The 19,437-nt window shown below is 75.7% G+C and carries 20 protein-coding genes; 9 read left to right on the plus strand and 11 right to left on the minus strand.

What is annotated here, in order from left to right; genetic code table 11:
• Together ABT247_RS10840 and ABT247_RS10845 are read right to left on the minus strand one after the other, a co-directional pair.
• Window positions 1-967: PP2C family protein-serine/threonine phosphatase (locus tag ABT247_RS10840; RefSeq protein ID WP_350741130.1), on the minus strand; the 967-nt coding region annotated here is incomplete at its 3' end.
• Between the two features lie 196 nt (window positions 968-1,163).
• Window positions 1,164-1,817, minus strand: coding sequence for a maleylpyruvate isomerase family mycothiol-dependent enzyme (locus ABT247_RS10845; RefSeq protein ID WP_350741132.1), 654 nt, complete (start codon window positions 1,815-1,817; stop codon window positions 1,164-1,166).
• A gap of 71 nt (window positions 1,818-1,888) precedes the next feature.
• On the opposite strand from ABT247_RS10845, the gene ABT247_RS10850 reads away from it, so the two are divergent.
• Window positions 1,889-2,854, plus strand: coding sequence for a LysR family transcriptional regulator (locus ABT247_RS10850; protein ID WP_350741134.1), 966 nt, complete (start codon window positions 1,889-1,891; stop codon window positions 2,852-2,854).
• 53 nt (window positions 2,855-2,907) lie between these two features.
• Here ABT247_RS10850 and ABT247_RS10855 read toward each other — a convergent pair whose 3' ends face one another.
• Window positions 2,908-4,050: an erythromycin esterase family protein gene (locus ABT247_RS10855; protein ID WP_350741136.1), complete on the minus strand. Its 1,143-nt coding sequence runs from the start codon at window positions 4,048-4,050 to the stop codon at window positions 2,908-2,910.
• A 29-nt stretch (window positions 4,051-4,079) separates the two neighbouring features.
• On the opposite strand from ABT247_RS10855, the gene ABT247_RS10860 reads away from it, so the two are divergent.
• From ABT247_RS10860 to ABT247_RS10870, 3 genes are all read left to right on the plus strand, one after another.
• Window positions 4,080-4,595: a MerR family DNA-binding transcriptional regulator gene (locus ABT247_RS10860; protein WP_350741138.1), complete on the plus strand. Its 516-nt coding sequence runs from the start codon at window positions 4,080-4,082 to the stop codon at window positions 4,593-4,595.
• The gene (locus ABT247_RS10865; protein ID WP_350741188.1) at window positions 4,552-4,839 is read left to right on the plus strand and encodes a MerR family transcriptional regulator; all 288 of its coding nucleotides are present in this window, start codon (window positions 4,552-4,554) and stop codon (window positions 4,837-4,839) included. Before ABT247_RS10860 ends, ABT247_RS10865 begins: the two co-directional genes overlap by 44 nt.
• A 660-nt stretch (window positions 4,840-5,499) precedes the next feature.
• Window positions 5,500-5,940 carry a hypothetical protein gene (locus ABT247_RS10870; RefSeq protein WP_350741140.1) on the plus strand — a complete coding sequence of 147 codons (441 nt, stop codon included), beginning with the start codon at window positions 5,500-5,502 and terminating at the stop codon, window positions 5,938-5,940.
• A 107-nt stretch (window positions 5,941-6,047) separates the two neighbouring features.
• Here the strand turns inward: ABT247_RS10870 and ABT247_RS10875 are convergent, their stop codons facing one another.
• Window positions 6,048-7,502, minus strand: coding sequence for an MFS transporter (locus tag ABT247_RS10875; RefSeq protein ID WP_350741142.1), 1,455 nt, complete (start codon window positions 7,500-7,502; stop codon window positions 6,048-6,050).
• 11 nt (window positions 7,503-7,513) lie between these two features.
• On the minus strand, window positions 7,514-7,993 hold the full coding sequence (locus ABT247_RS10880) for a MarR family winged helix-turn-helix transcriptional regulator (protein ID WP_350741144.1): 480 nt from the start codon (window positions 7,991-7,993) through the stop codon (window positions 7,514-7,516).
• 117 nt (window positions 7,994-8,110) lie between these two features.
• Here ABT247_RS10880 and ABT247_RS10885 point away from each other — a divergent pair, with 117 nt between their 5' ends.
• On the plus strand, window positions 8,111-8,776 hold the full coding sequence (locus tag ABT247_RS10885) for a response regulator (RefSeq protein WP_350741146.1): 666 nt from the start codon (window positions 8,111-8,113) through the stop codon (window positions 8,774-8,776).
• A 64-nt stretch (window positions 8,777-8,840) separates the two neighbouring features.
• Here the strand turns inward: ABT247_RS10885 and ABT247_RS10890 are convergent, their stop codons facing one another.
• From ABT247_RS10890 to ABT247_RS10900, 3 genes are all read right to left on the minus strand, one after another.
• A complete protein-coding gene (locus tag ABT247_RS10890; RefSeq protein WP_502892427.1) occupies window positions 8,841-10,133 on the minus strand; it encodes a sensor histidine kinase in 1,293 nt (430 codons plus the stop codon).
• Window positions 10,134-10,316: 183 nt separating this feature from the next.
• A complete protein-coding gene (locus ABT247_RS10895) occupies window positions 10,317-11,708 on the minus strand; it encodes an FtsX-like permease family protein (protein WP_350741150.1) in 1,392 nt (463 codons plus the stop codon).
• A 5-nt stretch (window positions 11,709-11,713) separates the two neighbouring features.
• On the minus strand, window positions 11,714-12,484 hold the full coding sequence (locus ABT247_RS10900) for an ABC transporter ATP-binding protein (RefSeq protein WP_502892430.1): 771 nt from the start codon (window positions 12,482-12,484) through the stop codon (window positions 11,714-11,716).
• 249 nt (window positions 12,485-12,733) lie between these two features.
• Between ABT247_RS10900 and ABT247_RS10905 the strand changes: the two genes are divergently transcribed.
• The 4 genes from ABT247_RS10905 (at window position 12,734) to ABT247_RS10920 (ending at window position 15,853) form a co-directional block, all read left to right on the plus strand.
• Window positions 12,734-13,318 carry a hypothetical protein gene (locus ABT247_RS10905; RefSeq protein ID WP_350741152.1) on the plus strand — a complete coding sequence of 195 codons (585 nt, stop codon included), beginning with the start codon at window positions 12,734-12,736 and terminating at the stop codon, window positions 13,316-13,318.
• A 178-nt stretch (window positions 13,319-13,496) separates the two neighbouring features.
• Window positions 13,497-14,417, plus strand: a complete 921-nt coding sequence (locus ABT247_RS10910; protein ID WP_350741154.1) for a ketopantoate reductase family protein — start codon at window positions 13,497-13,499, stop codon at window positions 14,415-14,417.
• 69 nt (window positions 14,418-14,486) lie between these two features.
• Window positions 14,487-15,065, plus strand: a complete 579-nt coding sequence (locus ABT247_RS10915) for a DUF6817 domain-containing protein (RefSeq protein ID WP_350741156.1) — start codon at window positions 14,487-14,489, stop codon at window positions 15,063-15,065.
• Between the two features lie 101 nt (window positions 15,066-15,166).
• Window positions 15,167-15,853 carry a thiaminase II/PqqC family protein gene (locus ABT247_RS10920; protein WP_350741158.1) on the plus strand — a complete coding sequence of 229 codons (687 nt, stop codon included), beginning with the start codon at window positions 15,167-15,169 and terminating at the stop codon, window positions 15,851-15,853.
• A gap of 45 nt (window positions 15,854-15,898) precedes the next feature.
• On the opposite strand, the gene ABT247_RS10925 is transcribed toward ABT247_RS10920, so the two are convergent.
• From ABT247_RS10925 to ABT247_RS10935, 3 genes are all read right to left on the minus strand, one after another.
• Window positions 15,899-16,420 carry a hypothetical protein gene (locus tag ABT247_RS10925; RefSeq protein WP_350741160.1) on the minus strand — a complete coding sequence of 174 codons (522 nt, stop codon included), beginning with the start codon at window positions 16,418-16,420 and terminating at the stop codon, window positions 15,899-15,901.
• Window positions 16,421-16,889: 469 nt separating this feature from the next.
• On the minus strand, window positions 16,890-18,110 hold the full coding sequence (locus tag ABT247_RS10930; protein WP_350741162.1) for an ROK family transcriptional regulator: 1,221 nt from the start codon (window positions 18,108-18,110) through the stop codon (window positions 16,890-16,892).
• A 328-nt stretch (window positions 18,111-18,438) separates the two neighbouring features.
• The gene (locus tag ABT247_RS10935; protein WP_350741164.1) at window positions 18,439-19,299 is read right to left on the minus strand and encodes an SDR family NAD(P)-dependent oxidoreductase; all 861 of its coding nucleotides are present in this window, start codon (window positions 19,297-19,299) and stop codon (window positions 18,439-18,441) included.
• Window positions 19,300-19,437: the final 138 nt, after the last annotated feature.

Below are 19,437 nucleotides of genomic sequence, written 5' to 3' on the forward strand. Positions count from 1 at the left end.
CGAGCGGCGTCAGCCCCGGCACCGGGTCGTAGAACTCCCCGGCCGCGTTCCGCGCCTCGGTCACCCCGTCCGTCACCAGCAGCAGCGTGCAGTCGGGCGGGAAGGCCCGGGTCTGCGGCCGCGGCCGCGCCACACCCAGCACGCCCATCCCGAGCGGCAGCCCCGGGTCGGCCGCGTCCCACCGGCGCACCGGCTGCTCCCCGTCCAGCAGGTACGGCCCGGGGTGGCCGCAGTCCAGGGTGCGCGCCGCCGCCTCCCCCGGCGGGAACTCGACCAGCAGCGCCGTGATGAAGCCCTCCAGTTGCAGTTCCTCGCTCAGCTGGGCGCTCTCCCTGGTCAGCGAGCGCTCCAGCGCGTCCGCGAGCTCGCCGAGGTCCGGAGCGCGGTGCGACTCCTCCCGGAACGCCCCCAGCAGCACCGACACCGCTCCCACCGCGTGCAGCCCCTTGCCCCGCACATCGGCGATCAGCACCCGCACCCCGAACGGAGTCGTCTGCAGCGCGTACGCGTCCCCGCCGATCAGCGCCTCGTCCTGGGCGGCCCGGTAGCAGGCCGCGACCTCCAGCTCCCCCACCCGCCCCGGCGGCTCCGGCAGCACCGCCCGCTGCGCCGCCTCCGCCACCGACCGCACCCGCGCCAGCCGCCGCCCGTGCCGCGCCAGCACCCGGTTCACCCCGACGCCGAGGAGCGCCGTGAACACCGTGTTGCCCAGCTCCAGGTAGCCGGCCGTGGTCCCGATCGTCCCGTCCTGCGAGGACAGCACGATGATGCCCACCACGTTCGCGACCCCGACCGCCACCGTGTCCCGCAGCGTCAGCAGCGCGCCGGCGAGCACGGCGGCAGCCGCCAGCAGCGGATCGCCCCAGTAGTCGGCCGTGTCCAGCGAGTTCCACAACAGCCCGCCGGCGACCACCAACCACGGCGCGACCCGCACGTACAGCGGCCACTGCACGGACCTCGGGGCCATCGGCGACCTGGCTTCCGTCTCGCCACGCACCCGGATGGGATTCCTTTCCGATCGTAGGCACGGCGGTGCCGGCGGCGCAGGTCCGCCGGCGGCGAGGGTGCGGTCCGGCGGCGGCGAGGGTCCGGTCCGGCGGCGCAAGGGGCGGCAGCACCGGGCGGGCCGGGGCGACGGCCGCCGGGCCGCCCCGCCGGGCGCCTCACCCGGCCCGTACGAACCGCTCCGCCCCGTCCCCCGCCAGCAGCCCGGGCGGCAGCCGCCGGCCGTACGCGACCAGCAGCAGGTGCTCGGCCCGGCCCTCCACCAGCAGGCCTCCCTGCCCGTACGACCACTCCGCGTCCGTCGCCCGCAGCCGCACGCCGTCCAGCCGGGCGCCGAAGAAGCGGACGCTGCGCGCCGAGACCGTGCCCAGCAGGGCGGCCGCGCGGGCCGTCGGCAGCCGGGAGGGCAGCCGGAGGGCCACCGTGATGTCGAGGCCGTGGACGGCATCGTGGGCGAGGGCCGCGATCCGGCCGCCGACCGGGGGCCGCCAGGGATGGTCGGCGTGGTCGGCCATCGCCGCCGCGAGTTCCCGGTCCCCCAGCGCGGCGGCGTCGCGGCGGGCGACCCGGTCCGCCATCCGGTGCAGGTTGCCTCCGGAGCGGGCCAGCTCCCAGGCCGTCCGCGCCGTCGAGTACCGGAACCCGGTGCTCAGGTGGGCCGCCACCTCGCGCACCCGCCAACCCCCGCACAGCGACGGGGCGTTCCACTGCTCGGCGGTGAACCCGCCGAACAGCGCGGCGAGTTCCCGGCGTTCTGCCGCGATCTGCTCGCGGACCCACTCCACACCCTGTTCAAGCTGCGCGTTCTCCATGGCTCCAGCCTGCGGCCGGGGCCGCCCGCCCGTCCAAGACCGGCTGGTTCTGCCACCTATGATCAGCGGTTATGGAACTCCGGCAGCTCCAGTACTTCGTCACCGTCGCCCAGCACGGCAGCTTCACCCGGGCGGCCGAGCTGCTGCACCTGAGCCAGCCCGGCGTGAGCGCCCAGATCCGCCGGCTGGAGCGGGAACTGGGCCATCCGCTGCTGGACCGCTCAGGGCGGGCCGTCCGGCTGACCCGGGTCGGCGAGGCGGTACTGCCGCACGCGCAGGCCGCGCTCGCCGCCGCGTCGGCGGCCCGGCAGACGGCGCGGGAGTTCGGCGGGCTGCGGCGCGGGCACGTCCGGCTGGGCATGGTCGCCGGGGCGGCGCTCACCCCGCCGTCCGCCCTGGGCTCCTTCCCCGGGCTCGCCACCACCCTCGCCGCCTTCCGCCAGGAGCACCCCGGCATCGACTTCTCGCTCGCCGAGGACACCACCGGGCGGATGCTGGCCGCGCTGCGCGAGGGACAGCTGGACCTCGCCGTGATCGGCCTGCCCACCACCGCGAGCGGCCGCGAGGGCGACGACGGCTGGACGGCACTGACCGGTCTCGCTCTGCACACCGTGCTGGACGTCCCGCTGGTCGCGGTCTGCGCCGAGGACCACCCGCTGTCCACCGCGCCCGACGGCCCGCTGCCCGTCGCCGCGCTCGCCGGGCACGCCCTGGTGGGCACCCCGCGCGGCACCGGCCTGCGCACCGCCCTGGAGGTCGCCCTCGCCAAGGCGGGCACGACCCCGATGGTGGCCGTCGAGGCGGCCGCCCCACCCCAGTTGGCCGAACTCGTCGCCCACGGGCTGGGCGTCGCACTGCTGCCGGACCCGGGGCCCGTCGCCGGGTTGCGGGTCCGGCAGCTGAGCGATCCCGTGCCGCGCGTACGGATCGCCCTGGCCTGGCCGGCGGGGCGGCGGCCGCCGGCGCCGACCGCCGCCCTGCTGGACCATCTGCGGGCCGCCTACCCGGGGCCCGACGACCGCGTGTCCCGCGCCTGACGACCGGCCGACCGCAGCCCGGAGGAGCGGCGGGGGCCCTGCCGGCCGACCGGCTACCCGGTCACCGCCGCACCGTCGCCGATGTGGAGCACCGCGGCCGCCCCCTCGAAGCTCGACCGGTCGAAGGAGTAGCCCTGCTGCGGCGCCGTGTCCGTGCGGGGGCGGGCGTCCCCGAGTTCCGGCGCTCCCACCAACTCCCATGCGGTGCCGGGCCGTTGCAGCATGGCCTCGTACGTCCCCGGGGCCGGCTCGGCGAGTCCCAGCGCACCGCTGCGCCCGAGGCTGCCGGCCACGAACAGGTACCGCCCGCCCAGCAGCGGGCGGAGGATGCGGCCCGCGCCGTTCCAGCGGCAGTGCAGCTCTCCCGACCAGGCGCTCACGGCCTGCTGGAGGTGCGTGTTGTGGGCGAACACCAGCGTGGGTCCGCGCTCGGCCTCGGCGGTGCGGATGTCGAGCAGGTTCTCGGCCATCAGAGCGTCCCGCAGCCCGAGCAGGCCGGAAACCCGCTCGTCCAGCCCGAGCCCCTGGATCGCCGCCTGCGCGTGGTACCGCAGCAGCCCGAGCCCGGCCCGCAGGTGCGTTCCGGCCCGGAGCCACGCGGCTCGGGAGCCTGCTTCGATCAACTCCGGTGCCCGTACGTACAGCTGGACCAGCAGGTCGTCGGCGACGCGGCGCAGCTGTGCGGCCTCGGGCGTGGCTCCGGGTGAGCTCGCCGCGTCCAGCACCGCCTGCTCGCTGCTCCAGCGTTCGTCCTCGCCCGCCAGTGCGGCGATGTCGAGGTCGAGCCCGAGGTAGTCGCGGGCGTGTTCGAGGTAGCGGCGCGGGCTGGGGGCCATGGTGTTCTCGGTCGGGGCGTCGAAGCCGTGGAAGGCCAGCCGCTCCCCCGGCGCCCGGTCGCGGTTGAACTCGCGCATCCAGGCGACGAGTCGGCGGTTGCCGGCCTGGCCGCCGAAGCCGTGGCTGAAGCCGTCGGCCAGCACCTCGTCGAGGGTGCCCGCGCCGCCCTGGACGTAGTCGTCCACGAGGAGCGCCGCCACCCGGTCGGTCTCCAGGGCGATCGAGCGGTAGCCCCGCTCGACCAGTTGGGCGAAGAGCTGGTTGCGGACCAGCCCGAAGGCCGGTTCCTGGTGGGTCGGCTCGCCGAGCGCGAGCAGTTCGCAGGAGGGGGTGAGGAAGTCTCGGATGTCCTGACTCATGAACCTCAAGCGTATCCTTGAAGGATCGGTTGAGACTTTTCCTGCTGTTCTCGCTCAACCACCGGGGAAAGCCTCAAACGGAGGTCAACGTCATGCGGCCCGCCGACCTCGCGCGCGAGCACGGCCTGTCGACCCAGGCCGTCCGCAACTACGAGCGGGACGGTTTCCTGCCGCCCGCCGAGCGCACCGCCGGCGGCTACCGGATCTACACCGAGCGGCACGCCGCCGCCCTGCGCGCCTACCTCGCCCTGGTGGCCGCGTACGGGCACGCGACCGGCGGCGTGATCATGGCCTCGGTGAACGCCGACTGGCTGGACGGGGCGCTGACCGCCGTCGATCGCGGCCACGCCCAACTGCTGCGCGACCGGGAGACCCTGGCCACCGTCCGCCGGGCCGTCGACCACCTGACGGCCCAGCCGGCCCCCGAGGACCGTCCGGCCGTCCCCGGCCCGCTCACGCATCGGCGAACTCGCCCACCGGCTCGGCCTCACCCCCGCCACCCTGCGCACCTGGGAGGCGGCCGGCATCCTCACCCCCACCCGTGACCGCCCGGGCGGGCACCGGACCTACCGCCCCGAGGACCTCCGCGACGCCGAACTGACCCACCTGCTGCGCCGCGGCGGCTATCCCCTGGCCCACATCGCCACCGTCATCCGCCAGGTCCGCACGGCGGGCGGCACGGACGGCCTGGCCGAGGCCCTCGAAGGCTGGCAGGACCGGCTGACGGCCCGCGCCCGGGCGATGCTGACGGCGGCGGCACGACTCGACGCCTACCTGTCCGCGAGGTAGCGCTCGTCCTGGTTCCGGCGCAGTTCCGCAGCGGCAGGGGGCCGGTCCTCACCCGCCGTACGGCAGGCGCGGGTTGCCGCCTGCCGCCGATGCGGTCCTCGACCGGGGCAGGGGTGGAGAGCACCGGCGACAGGCGTCGTTCCGCCGCGTCTCCCTCTGGAGGACGGAACGGTCAGCCGTCGGCCGGGCATGCGGAAGCGGGATGCAGGGGCCCAGCCGGCGGAGTGCGGAAGCGTCAATGTGAGCGCTCACAACAATGGTTAACGCTAACAATCATGGTGTCAAGGGAGGCCGACCGCCGGACCCTCCCTGGCTCGCGCGCCGGGCCTCCTGTCCTGCCGCTCGAGGGGCGAGCGGCAGGGCGGTCCCTGCCCCCGCCTCCTCCCCGCCCCGGGCCCGTCGCCGGTGTTCCCCAGCTCCCCGGGGGATGCAACAGTTCCTCGGGGACATCACGGGGAGGGGCGGGGAATGACGAGCGCGGTGGTCACACTGCTGGTGGCGGTCTTCGGCGTCGCGGGCACCCTGTTGGCACCGTGACTGGCCCAACGGGCTCAGGCCGGGGCGGCGCAGCACGACTTCGAACGCCAGCAGGCGGCGGCTCAGGCGCAGTGGGATCGCGAGCTGCGGAAGGAGGATCCGGCCCAACGGCGCGCGTGCTACATGGCCACCAACGCGGCCTACCGCCGCTACCGGGTCGCGATCATGAACTTCCTCTGGTACTCGCACCAGGGCGCCGTGACCGACCAGGAGCGGGAGGCGCTCGAACAGGCCCGCCACGCACACCACGCGGCCTTCGCGGAGGCGCAGATGATCGCCACGCGGCCGGTCCTGGCGCAACTGGACGCCGTCACCCAGGCGTTGTCCGAGGCGTACCACAGGACGATGTGCCTCCACGAGGGCAACCCCGTGCCGGACGGTTCGTTCGACGAGATCCGCGAGTACCTCACGTGGCTCTGGGAGCGGTGGGAGGAGATGCGCGGCGTCATGCGCGCCGACCTCGGCGTCGACCTGGACCCGGACCTGGACCCGGACCTGGACCCGGACCAGGGCGCCGGCCCGGGCGCCGGCCCGCGCACCGAGGGCGGCGGCGCGGAGGACTGAGATCCGTACACCGCGCGCCGGTCCTGCGGTCGGCGGAGCGGCAGCGCGGACCACGGCACCCGTACGCGGCCCCGGCCCCTGTCCCGAGCCCGGGATCCGTTGTCGAGTCAATTCCTCCGCCTGGCGGCCGCTCCCACCCGGCCGAGGGAGCGGTCGGGGAGGACGACGAGGAAGAGCAGGCCGGCGCCGCCGAGCATGAACAGCGCGAGGTGGTGCAGACCGCCCGTGGTGGCGCCGTGCGGGAAGTACGCCGCGTTCGCCGCCGAGGCCGCCATCGCGCCGAGGTACATGAAGGTGCGCAGCAGCCCGGCGGCGGAGGCGATGGCCGCGGGATCGGCCTGGTGGTACAGCGCGGCCTGGTTGCCGAGCCCGGTCAGCCCCTGGGGGACCCCGGCCAGCAGGCCGACGGCCACCAGCAGCACCACCGGGCTCGCCGGGTCCAGCAGCAACAGGGCGGCGGCGGCCGCCATCTGGAAGACCGATCCGGCCACCAGCTTGCCGCGCACCGCCGGGCTGCGGCCGGTGACGGCGGAGACCGCGAGGCCGGTGAGCGAGAGCGGCAGCAGGACCAGTCCGGCGGTGGCCGCACCCAGGCCGCGTCCCTCCTCCAGCCACTGGGTGTAGCCGTACAGGAAGGCGTAGGTGCCGGTGTTGCCCAGGACTTGGCGCAGGTACGTCGCGACCAGCGGACGGTTGCGGGCGAGCGCCCGCAGGTCGATGAAGGGGGTGCGGGTCCGCGTCTCACGGACGGCGAAGCCGGCCGCGGCCAGCACGGTGAGCACCGGCAGGTACCAGCGCGCGGTGCCGGGCTTCATCACGAAGAGCATCAGCGTCAGCAGGAGGGCCGCGAACAGGGCGATGCCGGTGTGGTCGAGCCGGTCCCCGCGGTTGCGGCGCGGCGCGGCGGCGGGCAGCCGGGAGAGCCCGAGGGCCAGGCACGTCAGCGACAGCGGGACGTTGACGGCGAAGACCGTCCGCCAGCCGCCGAGACCGATCAGCAGCCCGCCGAAGGTCGGCCCGATCACGGCGACGGTCTGGCCGGCGACGGCGAGCGCGGTGAGGACGCCGGTGGGGCTGCTCCGGCCGGTCCGTTCGGCTTCGCTGCGGGTCAGGTGCATCGCGGCCGGGTAGGCGGCCGAGGTGCCGAGGCCGAGCAGCACCCGGGCGGCGACCAGCAGCCCGAGCGAGGGCGCCAGCGCGCCGAGCAGTCCGGCCAGGCCGACCAGGGCCGTTCCGGCCAGGTAGAGCCGGCGCGGCCCGTAGTCGTCCACCAGCCGGCCGAGTACCGGTTGGCCAACGGCGGTCGCGAGGTAGAGCGCGGTGACCAGCCAGGCGGTCTCGGCGGGCGGCGCGCCGAAGGCGATGCCGACGGGGACGAGGGCGACCGCGATCATCGAGGAGTTGATCGGGTTGAGCACCGAACCGAGCACCATCGGGGCGAGCAGCCGGCGGTTGAACTCCCCGGCCGGCGCGGGTCGTTCGGGGCGGCGCCCGAACCGCTGGCCGCCCGGCGGCCGGCGGCGGGCGCGGAGCCGGGCCAGTAACGTCGCGGAGCCGCTCATCGCGGGGCCGCTCATCGCCGGTTCAGCCGATCGATCAGCGGCAGCGCCGCCAGCATGGTGGCGCGCTCGTCCTCGGAGAACTCCTCCCGCAGGGCCCGGGCCAACCACTCCTCGCGCGCCCGGCGGCTGTCCGCGATCCACCCGAGCCCCGCCTCGGTCAGGCTGACCAGTTGCCGGCGGCCGTCGTCGGGGTCGGGCCGGCGCCCGACCAGGCCGTGCTCCTCCAACGCCGCCAGGGTGGCGGCCATCGACTGCGGGCGGACCCGCTCGGCGGCGGCCAGCGCACTGGGGGAAGCCGGGCCCTCGCCGATCAGTCGGCTGAGCACGGCGGTCTGGGAGGGGGTGAGGTCACTGCCGGCCTGGATCTTCTCCAGGAGGGTGCGCCGCAGCCGACTGAAGACGGCGCGCAGCTCCCGGGCGGCCACCGAGGCCGACTCGGTCGGGTCGGCTGCGGATTCGGGCGCGGGTGGAACGGCTCGCTTCTCGGTCACCGTTCCACGCTAATTTCATCAGGCCAGCCTGTCCAGTCTTGCTGTACATTCCGGCCGAAGCCCTGGTTCCCCCACCGACGCGCCAGGAGCTGCCCCGCGCCCGGCGATAATGGCGTGATGATCGACAAGCAGCTCCGCATCGTCCTCGCCGAGGATTCGGTGATCCTCCGGGACGGCATGGTCGAGCTCCTGACCGCCCGCGGCTGCACGGTGGTCGCCACCGCCGGTACGGGCCCCGAGCTCGTGGCCGCCGTGGCGGAGCACCGGCCCGACGTGGCCGTGGTGGACATCCGGATGCCGCCCACCCACACCGACGAGGGCATCCGGGCAGCGGTGGAGATCCGGGCGGCATCACCGGGGATCGGGATCCTGGTCTTCTCGCAGCACGTGGAGACCGCCTGGGCGGCCCGGCTGCTCGCCGACGGGGCGGCCGGCATCGGCTATCTGCTCAAGGAACGGGTGGCCCGCACCGCCGAGTTCGTCGACGCCCTGCACCGCGTCGCCGACGGCGGCACCGCGCTCGACCCGGAGATCGTCAACGGGCTGATGCACGGAGGGCGGCGCGGACGCGTGGACTCGCTCACCGCCCGTGAACGGGAGGTGCTGGAGCTGATGGCGCAGGGCCGTTCCAACCGCTCGATCGCCGGGCTCCTCACGGTCTCGGAGCGGGCGGTGGAGAAACACGTGGCGGCGGTGTTCACCAAGTTCGACCTGCCCGCGACGGATGCCGACAACCGGCGGGTCAAGGCAGTCCTGGCCTACCTCGCCGAGACCGGTTCCTGACCCAGCTCGTGTCCGCACCGCCGGGCTGAGCGCCGGCCCTCACCGGCTCCCGGCAGCAGCTTCGTCACAGCCTGCACGGCAGCTCCGCCGCGACGGTCGTCGGTCCGCCGGGTGGGCTCTCCACCCGCAGCACCCCGTCCACCGCCGCGAGCCGTTCGGCCAGGCCCGCGAGCCCGCTGCCCGCGCCGACCACGGCGCCGCCACGGCCGTCGTCACGGACCGTCAGCCGCACCTTGCCGTCGCCGGCGCTCGCGGACAGCTCGACGCTCCGGGCGCCGCTGTGCTTGGCGACGTTGGTGAGCAGCTCGGCCGCACAGAAGTAGACGGCGCGTTCGATCACCTCCTCCGGGCGCTCACGCAGGTCGAGCCGGACCGCCACCGGGACGGGCGAGGTGGCGGTGAGGGCGGGCAGCGCCTCGGCCAGGCCGGCGTCCAGTGCCACCGGGTGGATGCCCCGGGTGAGGCGGCGCAGCCCGGCGATGGTGTCGTCGGTCTGCCGGCGGGCCCGGTCGACCAGCGTGCGCAGTCGCCCGACACCGGGGGCGCCGCCCGGGCCGGACCCCGCCGGGGCGAGGCCGGCGGCGTCGGCGGGTTCGGCGCGTTCGGTGAGTTCGGTGAGTTCGGCGAGGGCGTCGTCGGCCAGCGACAGGGTGATGGCGAGCGCGACGAGTTGCGCCTGGGTGCCGTCGTGCAGGTCGCGTTCCAGCTGCCGCAGCCGGTCGGTGTTCTCCGCGAGGAGCGTGGCCCGCGCACTCTCCAGGTGGCGGACGCGCTGTTGCGAGCGCACCGGTCCGAGCAGCGCCCGGGCGAGCGTGCGGTTGGCCCGGCTCAGGCCCCGCAACGCGACCGGTACGGCGGCGAGCACCGCGAGGCCGGCCGGCGGCCCGAGGACGTCCAGCCAGCCCACCGGCCGCGGCCCGGGTTCCAGCAGCCGCACCCACAGCGGGAAGCCCGCGAGCCACCCGCAGGCGAGCGGCAGTCCGACCGCGACCAGGAAGCCGAGCGTGCCCAGCGGGAGCCGGAGGAGGAGGTAGAGCAGCGACCGCCAGGCGACCGGGTCGGTCAGCACCACCCGGCCCCGGGCGAACAGCCCGGCGGGCCGGTCGCGCGGCGGGGGCGGCGCCACCGGCTCGTCCAACAGCCGCCCCACCAGCCGGCGGTGCAGCCCGCCGATCCCGCGGGCCCCGAGCAGCGCGGCCACCAGGAACGGCAGCCCGAGGACGGTGAGCGAGAGCAGCGCTCCCCCGTAGAGGACGGCCACGGCGTAGACCCCGCCCAGTACCCCGAGCGGCAGCCCGAGAACGGCGAACGCCACGTCGCCGCCCCGCACCGCCAGAACCCGCCGCCACCCGGCCACCGCGCACCTCACCACTCACTCGTCAACCGGCCCCAGCATCCCCCAGCCGTCTCTGACCCCACCAATCACCGCGCCCCGCCTCCGCGGGCCTCCCCGCCGACCGGCCCGATCACCCCCGCGTCCTCGAGCGCCCCCCGACCGACCGGCCGACCGGCCGTCAACGCCTCGGCGTACCAGGCCACCTCACCCCCGTTCCCCGCCCACCTCCTCCACCGCACGCCCGCCGACCGCCCACAGGCCCGTTCCCACGATCCCCGGCACGGTGAGCACCGCCGCGCCCACCACCACCCAGGCACAGGCCGGGCCCGGCACGACCGGGAGCACCGACCCCGAGACCGCCCGGCTGAACGCGCCCGTCGCCGCCCCCGCGACCGCGCCGCCCAGCAGCACGCCCACCGCCGTCGTCAGGAGCGCCTCCACGGAGAGCATGCACAGCACCTGCCTGCGCGTCGCCCCGACCAGCCGCAGCAGCGCGAACTCCCGACGCCGGTCGGCGGTCAGCGCGACCAGGGTGTTGACCGTCGAGACCGCCGCGAAGCAGACCAGCAGACCGAGTTCCGCCTGGCGCAACCAGACGTCGCTGGCCTTGGTGACGCCGGTCGTGACACCGGTCGACCGAGCGGCGTGTTCGGCGGTGCTGGTCATGATCAGCATCGTCGCGGAGAGCCCGACCAGCAGCGCGACCGGAACCACCGCCGAGGACAGCCGGGCGGCGTAGCCGCGCAGGTTGGCGTCCGCGAGCCAGCCCGCCCGCGGCAGCAGCGCCCGGACGGGGGCTGCGAGCACCGCGGCCAGCAGCCGGGCCGCCGCCGGCCCCAGCAGGGCGGTCGCGATCAGGAGCACCAGCGAGCTCAGCAGGGCCGCCTGCCCGGCCTTGTCCAGTTCGCCGGCCGGTCGGGTCGCTGCGAGCCGCAGCAGCAGGACACCGCCCGCCAGTACCGCCGCGCCGGCCAGCAGCCGCAGCACGCCCGTCCGGCCCGGTCCGGCCGAGCTGTCGGTCAGCGCGGCGGCCGGGGTGGGACGGGTGACGCGCCGGGCCGCGACGGCGCTGGCCGCCAGGCCCACCAGCAGGGCCACCGCGAGCGCGATCAGCATCGGCACCGGTGTTCCGGGAATCCGCAGGCCCGGCGCCGCCATCCCGCGCCGCTGGAGCGCGGCGAGGAAGGCGCGAGCGCCGAGCGAGCCGACCGCGGCGCCGGGAACGGCGGCCAGCACGACCGTCGCCGTGACCTCGGCCCGCACCAGCCGCCGGACCTGCCGGGGCGTCGCCGCGACCGTCCGCAGCAGCGCCAGCTCCCGGTGCTGCTGGCGGAGGGTGAAGCCCAGGGCATTGACCACGACGAACAGCGCGACCAGCACGGCGATCTCGCCGAACGCCCCGGCTATCACCACCAGACCGGGCCCGGCCACCGGCGCCCTGCTGACGGCCGCCGGTGCGGTGAGCTGCGCGGCGACCAGCGCGCCGAACAGCGTCACCGCCGCGACCGCCAGGAACAGCGCCGCCGCCAGGCCGGCGAACGCCGCCGGTCGACGCCGGATCTGACCGACCGCCAGCATCGGTACGGAGCCGCTCATCGCCCTCACCCTCCCAGCCGGCTCAGTCGTTCGCCGACCTGCGCGGCCGTCGGCCGTACCAGTTCGTCCACCAGCACACCGTCGGCCAGCAGCAGGACCCGGTCCGCGTAGCCGGCGGCCACCGGATCGTGCGTCACCATCACGCAGGTCTGGCCGTCCTCGTCCACCCCGGCGCGCAGCAGGCCGAGGATGTGGTGTCCGGTCGAGCGGTCGAGCGCTCCGGTGGGCTCGTCGGCGAAGAGCACCTCCGGCCGGGCGACCAGGGCGCGGGCGATCGCCACCCGCTGCTGCTGTCCGCCCGACAGCTCACCGGGCCGGTGCCGCTCCCGCCCGGCCAGGCCGACCCGGGCGAGCGCCTCCTGGATCCTGGCGCGCTCCGGCGGACACCCGGCCAGTCGGCCGGGCAGTGCCACGTTCTGCGCGGCGGTCATCGCGGGCATCAGGTTGAAGGACTGGAAGACGAACCCCACCCGCCGGCGCCGCAGCTCGGCCAGCCGCCGCTCGGGCAGCCGGGACACCTCCGTCTCGCCCCAGCGGACGCTGCCCCGGGTGGGCCGGTCCATCCCCGCGAGGCAGTGGAGCAGCGTGGTCTTCCCCGAACCGGAGGGCCCCATCACCGCCGTGAACGTCCCCGGCGCGAAGGCCACGGACACTCCGCGCAGTGCCCGGACGACGGCCGCGCCGCGCCCGTACTCGCGGTGCAAGCCCTCGCCGGTGAGCGCCGCCCCCGGCACCGCCCCCTCGCCCGTGCCCATCCCCGTGCCCGTCCCCGCCACCGTGTCCCGCGCCGCCGTGGCCGCGGCTGCCGTCATCCCGTCCATGCCCCCCATCCTGGGCGTCCGCGCCCAGCCGATCGATTGTGCTGGCACCCGTATCCGGGGTTCGGAAAACCGAACCCCGCAGGTGTACCCACGTCTCCCGTGCCCTGGCCGGTCGCTTGCCGTCGACGGGGGGGCGGCCCCCGTGGTCCGGCCGGCCTCGACAATCGGCTGCCCCTCACCCGCCCGAGGAGGGACCATGTTCCGGTGACCATCGACCTGCTGCCCGGCCACGGCGTCCTCCTGCCCGCGCCGCTCCCCGAGCTGTGCTTCGGGCTCACCCAGGAGGCGGTGCGCGACCTGCTGGAGCCGCACCACGCGCTGCTGCCCGGCGGCGTGCGCCCGACCTTCGTCTGCGGCTCCCCCTGGTCGCTGTGCTTCAAACTGCCCGGGGTGTCCGTGACGCTGACTTCGGACGGCGGCGACGGCAACGGCGACGGCGACGGCGACGGCGACAGCAACGGTCTGCAGGGTGTCACGATCGGCCGGAACCCGAGCGACGACCGCCCCGCCTGCCCGGTCGGCTACCGGGGGATCGACCTGTTGGGCTGGCCCGCGCACGAGTTGGTGGAGGCACTGCGCGCCCAGGGCCTGGCCGTGCCCGACCCGGACGCGGGCGGCAGCCTGAGGATCGGCCCGCTGCACCTCTCCCGGCGCCCCCACCGCCGCCCTTCCCGGTCGTCCCCCGGCCGGAAGCCTCGCCACCAGCCGCCCTTCCACTTCGACTACGTCTCCCTCCACGGCGCCACCCGCGAGCGCCGCCGCGGCGCCGCCTCCTGGCCCGACGCATGACAGGCCGGCCGGGCCGGGCGTCCCGGAATGCCGCTGCGCTCCCGGACGTTCGGTCATCAGACGCCCCAACCGACGCCCCAACCGACGCCCCAACCGACGCCCCAACCGACGCCCCGACCCACGTTTTACCCACGCTCCGTCCCACGCCCCGACCGACGTCTCAGCACAGGGAGTCACGATGCCCACCACCCCCCTCACCGTCGCCGTCCTCGGCCCCGGCGGCGTCGGCGGCCTGATCGGCGGGCTGCTGGCCCGTGACGGCCACCGGGTCATCTGCCTGGCCGGGGAGGAGACGGCGGCCGTCCTCGACCGGGACGGCCTGCACGTCGACAGCACCGCGTTCGGCCGGTTTACCGCCCGGGTGGAGGCGGCAGGGGAGCTGCGCGAGCCGGTCGACGCCGTCTTCGTGACGGTGAAGGAGACGGCGCTGACCGACGCGCTCGACAGGATCGCGCCCCAGGCCGTCGACGGCGCGATCGTCGTCCCGCTGCTCAACGGCCTCGACCACGTGGCGCTGCTGCGCGAGCGCTACCCCGCCGCCCGCGTCGTCGCGGGGACGATCCGGGTGGAGGCCACCCGGACGGCACCCGGACGGATCGAGCACACCAGCCCCTTCGCCGTCGTCGAACTCGCCGCGCCCGCCGGCGGGGCCGCATCCACGGCGCCGGTCGAGGAGTTCGCCGAGAGGGTCCACGAGTTCGCGGAGCAGCTGCGGCACGCCGGGCTGGACGTCGCCGTGCGGAAGGACGAGACGGTGATGCTCTGGAGCAAGCTCTCCTTCCTCGCCCCCTTCGCCCTGCTGACCACCCGGCACGCCGACGGGATCGGTGTCGTCCGCACCGAGCACCGGGACGAACTCCTGGCGGTGCTGGAGGAGATCACCGCCGTCACGAAGGCGGTCGGCGCCCCTGCCGGGACGGCGGCCCTGCTCGCCGCCTTCGACCGCCTCCCCGCGACGATGAAGTCCTCGATGCAGCGCGACGTGGAGGCCGGCCGCCCGACCGAGCTCGACGCGATCGGTGGCGCCGTACTGCGAGCCGCCGAAACGCACGGCGTCCACACCCCGACCATCGCCCGGCTGGTGCGCGAACTGGCCTGAGCGGGGCCTCCGGCCCGATGTCCGCATCCGGGTTGCGGGTCGGCTGACCCCACGGGTAGAACTCCTGAGGTGACGTCAGCCGACCACCTCAGCAGCGCTCCGGCATGGAGCCACATCGAGGACTTCCTGCGCGCCCACGACGCCGACCGGATCCCGCACCCGGGCGGTACGCTGCTGGCGCACCTCGCCCGGGTGGCGGCCCTGTTGGCGCAGTGGGGCACCGACTCCGCCGTCCAGGCCGCCGGGCTCTGCCACGCCGCGTACGGGACCGACGGGTTCGACGGCGCCCTGCTCGGCCTGGACGAGCGGGCGGCCCTGGCCGAACTCGTCGGTGACCGCGCCGAGGCGCTCGTCTACCTGTACGCCAGCTGCGACCGGACCGCCGTCTACCCGCGCCTGGGCCGGGACGAACGGCCGCTGTTCCACGACCGGTTCACCGGGGACGACCACCTCCCCCCGGAGGAGGACCTGCGCGCCTTCCTGGCCCTCACAGCCGCCAACGAACTGGACGTGCTCGCCCACAACGCCGAGTTGGCCGACCGCTACGGGCCGGGTCTCTACGAACTCTTCTCCCGCGTCCGGCACTTGCTGCCCGAGGCCGCCTGGGCGGTCTGCGTGGAGCAGCTCGGCGACAGCGCCCGGCGCTGACCGGAAGCGCTTCCGAACGAGCGGACGTGGCCTCGCGCCGCCAGGGCCCCGGAACCACGCCCGGCCTGTCGCCGCCGCCCGGGCGCCGCCAGGCGGTAGGAATGGGCACCGGACCGAACCGCACCCCGGAGGCACCGGTGAACCACCCGATCCTCGACCAGATCCAGCGGCTGCGCGCCGACCTGGCACCCGGCGACACCACGCCCGCGCTGGTCACGGCACTCGCCGAGGGTGCGGCCCCGCTCACGGCGGTGGGCGAACTCGCCGCCCAGCAGCGCCGGATCATCACCTCCGACCGGCGCAGCCTCCTGTTGCTCGCCACCCGCTGCGCCGACCGGCCGCTCGGCGCCTGGTTCGCCACCATGGCCGAGGGTGAGAGCGCCGCACTGCGCACCCTGCCCGCCCTGGCCGCGGCCTGCGGCCTGGACGAGCCGTCGGCAGCGGCCCGGCCGCCGCTGCCCGGCTGCCAGGCCTACCCCGCGTACCTGGCGTGGCTCGCCCTGAACAGCGCCCCCGCCGCCGCGGCCGCCGCCCTGGTGGCCAACTTCGCGGCGTGGGGCGGCTACTGCGTCACCGTCGGACACGCTCTGCGCCACCACTACGGCCTCACCGACGAGGCCTGCGCGTTCTTCGACTTCTTCGCCCAGCCCGCGACCGCACTGGAGCAGCAGGCCGCCGACGCCCTCGGACCCGACCCGCTGGACGGACGGACCCTGTCCACCGCCCGCGAGTACGGTCTGCTGCTCCAGGCCTACGAGCACCTGTTCTGGGACACCCTGCCCGGTTGAGCCGGTTGAGCCGGTTGAGCCGGGCCCGGACGGCGGTAGGCCGGCTCAGGCCTGCCAGTGCGGTTTGCCGCTGACCATCCGGCAGTAGATCACCCGGCCGTTGGCGTCGTGGGTGCTCTTCCCCAGGTCGTCGTTGCGGCAGAACTGGCCGGCCGCGTAGCAGTTGCCGGCGTTGGAGCGGATCTCGCACTGCGAGCCGCCCGCCGCCGCGGTGTGCTGCGGATCCGTGTCGGCCGGCGGCTGGGCGGTGGTCGCCTTCGGCTGCGGCGCCTTGGGCGGAGCCGACTGCGGGTGGCTGGGCGGGGCCGCCGCCGGGGCGGTCGCGGTCGGCGCGGCTGCGGGCGCGGCCTCCGTGGTGGCCGCCGGCTGGGTCGGAGCCGCCGGCGCAGCCGTGGCCGACGCGACCGTCCTGGTGGGGGCGGCGGCGACGGTCGGCGAGGACGAGGCCTTGGTACCGCCGTCAGCCGACGGGTCGCAACCGGTCAGCGCCAGGCCGATGGTGAGGACGAGTCCGGCGAATCCGGCCAGGCCGGCCGCCCGGCGCCGACCGGGTATCCGTGAGGGCATGGGGGGAGCACGCTCCGTTCCGTTTGGATGAGGCGTGCGATTCAAGCAGACCCCGGACACACCGCGCCCACGGTTCCCCCACTCGTTGGCGGATCGAGACCTTCCGCCCACCGAGAGCGACGTTCACCGGCCCCCGAGGGGCGCTCCGGACGCCGAGACCGGCCGGCGGCGGCCCTTGCGGCGCGGCCAGGGCCGTGGGCCCGTGTCCCGCAGGTGTCCGCAACGCGCGTGTCCCGCACGCTTCCTGGAGGAGCGTGCGGGACACGGCGCAGGCCTTCGGCCCCCCGACCCGGAGGCCGGGGCGTCCTGGCGGCTCAGACCTGGGGGATCTTGTCGTTGCGGATGCCCCTCACGGGCCACCACTTCGGTCGTCCAGCCCGACTTCCCGTCACCCTGACCCGCCGTCAACCCGGTTCGGCCGACGATCCGGCCCGGCCGTCAGCCCCCGGCCGTCAGCCCGGCCCGGCCGTCAGCCCAGCCCGGCCGTCCGGCGCTCGAACACCTCCGGCCGGGCGGTCTCCAAGGCGGTGGAGACCGCCCCGAGGAGCACCGCCTCCTCCCCGAGAAGGCTCGGCGCCAGCGTCGGACGCATCGGAGCGAGCCGGTGCAGGGCCCGCTCCAGCGGCGCCAGCAGCAGGTCCGCGCTGCTGCCGATGCCCCCGCCGAGCACCACCAGGTCCGGATCAAGGACCGCCGACAGCACGGCGACGGCGTAGGCGAGTCGCTCCGCCTCCTGCTCCACCGCCCGGACGGCCGCCTCCTCCCCGGCCCGGGCCCGGCCGAAGACCTGCTTGGCGGTCAACCGCCGCCCGCCGGTGCCGGACAGCCCGAAGTCCCGGGCGGCGCGCACCACGGCCTCGGCAGCGGCCTCCTGTTCGATCGTCGCGGCCGGCTCGCCGGCGCGGTCGGGCAGCGGCACCAGGCCGATCTCGCCCAGCGCCCCGTGCGCACCGAGCAGCAGTTCGCCGTCCTTGACCACGCCGACCCCGAGCCCGGTGCCGACCAGCAGGTAGGCGAACATCCGGCTGCCGCGCCCGGCGCCGAGGGTGAACTCGCCGAGGGCGGCGAGGTTGGCGTCGTTGGCCACCGTGACGGCCGCGCCCAGCCCCTCCCCGATCCGGTCGAACAGCCCGGGCCGGCCCCAGTCGGGCAGGCTGGTGGCGTACCGGACGCCGCGCAGTTCCTCGTCCCACACGCCCGGGGTGCCGATCACCGCGTGCACGATGTCGGAGGCCGCCAGACCCGCCTCGGCGATCGCCTCGCGCGCTGCGGCGACCACGGAGTCCGCGACGGCGTCGGCACTGCGGCCGCGGTTGGCCACGTCCCGGCGGGCGACGACCGCACCGCCGAGGTCCGCGACCGCCACCCGGAGCCGGGCCCGGCCGATGTCCACCCCGAGCACGTGCCCGGCCGTCGGATCGGCCTCGTACAGCACGGCGGTGCGGCCCCGCTCGGGCGCCAGCCGCCCGGCCTCGCGGACCAGCCCGGCCCGTTCCAGCTCGGCCAGCGCGGCGGAGACGGTGGGCTTGGAGAGCCCGGTGTCCCGGGCCAGTTGGGCCCGGGAGGAGCCGCCGCCGGTGCGCAGCAGCTCCAGGAGCAGCCACTCGTTGTTGCTGCGCAGCCGCTGCCGGTTCCACGGCACCCCGGGGGCGCCCGCCGCCGGGTGACTGGTCGGCTGGTGGCGGCTCATCGGTTCCCTCCGGTCGGGGTGCGGGCGGTCCGGCGCCGGCGGTCCGCTGCTGGGTCCGCTGCGGACCGTCCGGCGCCCGCGGGTGTCGTTCGGCGGGCCTGGCACGACCCGCGGCGCCCGGTGTCGGGCGCCGCCGCCCCAGTATGACCGGTGATCATCCCGCGCCCGCCGACCCCCACCCCCGCCGACCACGGATCCCACCCGACGACGGCCCGCACCCCGCCCCGGACCACCGCCCGCCCCGGACCATCGCCCGCACCGGCCGTCGCCCGGACCGGAGTCCGGCCGGCCCAGCGGCAGGGTGACCCCACCCCCGGCCGACCCGGCGTCAGGCGCCCTCCGCCCCGATCCAGCCGGCCGTCACGCCCTGCACCGCCGAACCGTCCAGGTCCGCCAGCTTGGTGGCGACGAAGGCCCGGGCCGTCTCGGAGGTCTGTACCCGGAACGGCGGCTTGTCGGCGGTGAGCGCCGCGACGATCGGCTCGGCCGCCTCCTCGGAGGTCTGGGCGCTGCCGAAGGCCTTCCGCGCGCGGTCGATGTACGCGTTCAGCGCCGGGCCGTACGGTCCGGCGGCGGCGATCAGCGCGGGCACGTCGATGCCCTGGTTGCCGACGAACTCGCTGGCCACCGCGCCCGGTTCGACGACGGTGACGGTGACACCCACGCTGGCCGCGACCGGCGCCAGCGACTCCATGAAGCCCTCGACGGCGAACTTGGCTGCGCAGTAGGCCTCGTTGAAGGGCTGCCCGACCACACCGCCGACGCTGGTCACGGTGACCAGCCGGCCGCCGCTGGCGCGCAGGTGGGGCATCGCGGCCCTGGTCACCTCGACCACGCCGAAGTAGTTGACCTCCATGGCGGCACGCACCGGCGCCAGGCCGTCCTGCTCGATGGTGCCGACGACGCCCGCCCCGGCGTTGTTGACCACCGCGTCCAGCCGCCCGTGCCGGTCGAGGACGGTCGCCAGGCAGTCGGCGACGGAGGACGGGTCGGTGACGTCCAGCCGCTCGACCTCGATCCGCTCGGCCACGCCCGCCTGCTCCGCCGCGCGCAGCAGGGTCCCGGCCCGTCCGGTGTCCCGCATGGTGGCGACCACCCGACTCCCGGCGCGGGCGGCGGCCACGGCGGTGGCGAGGCCGATCCCGGAGGAGGTGCCGGTGATCAGAACGATCCTGGTGCTGCTGTCCATGGGGAGCTCTCCTTCTGCTGTCCGGGCGGCCGCCTCGGGCCCGGAAAAAATTTGTGTGTGCGCACACGCACCCTACAAGTGTGTGCGCATGCACGCAACTGCTCCCGGACTCACGGACCGGCCCCCTCCGCACCGCGC

Source organism: Kitasatospora sp. NPDC001539 (assembly GCF_040298565.1).
Lineage (GTDB): Bacteria > Actinomycetota > Actinomycetes > Streptomycetales > Streptomycetaceae > Kitasatospora.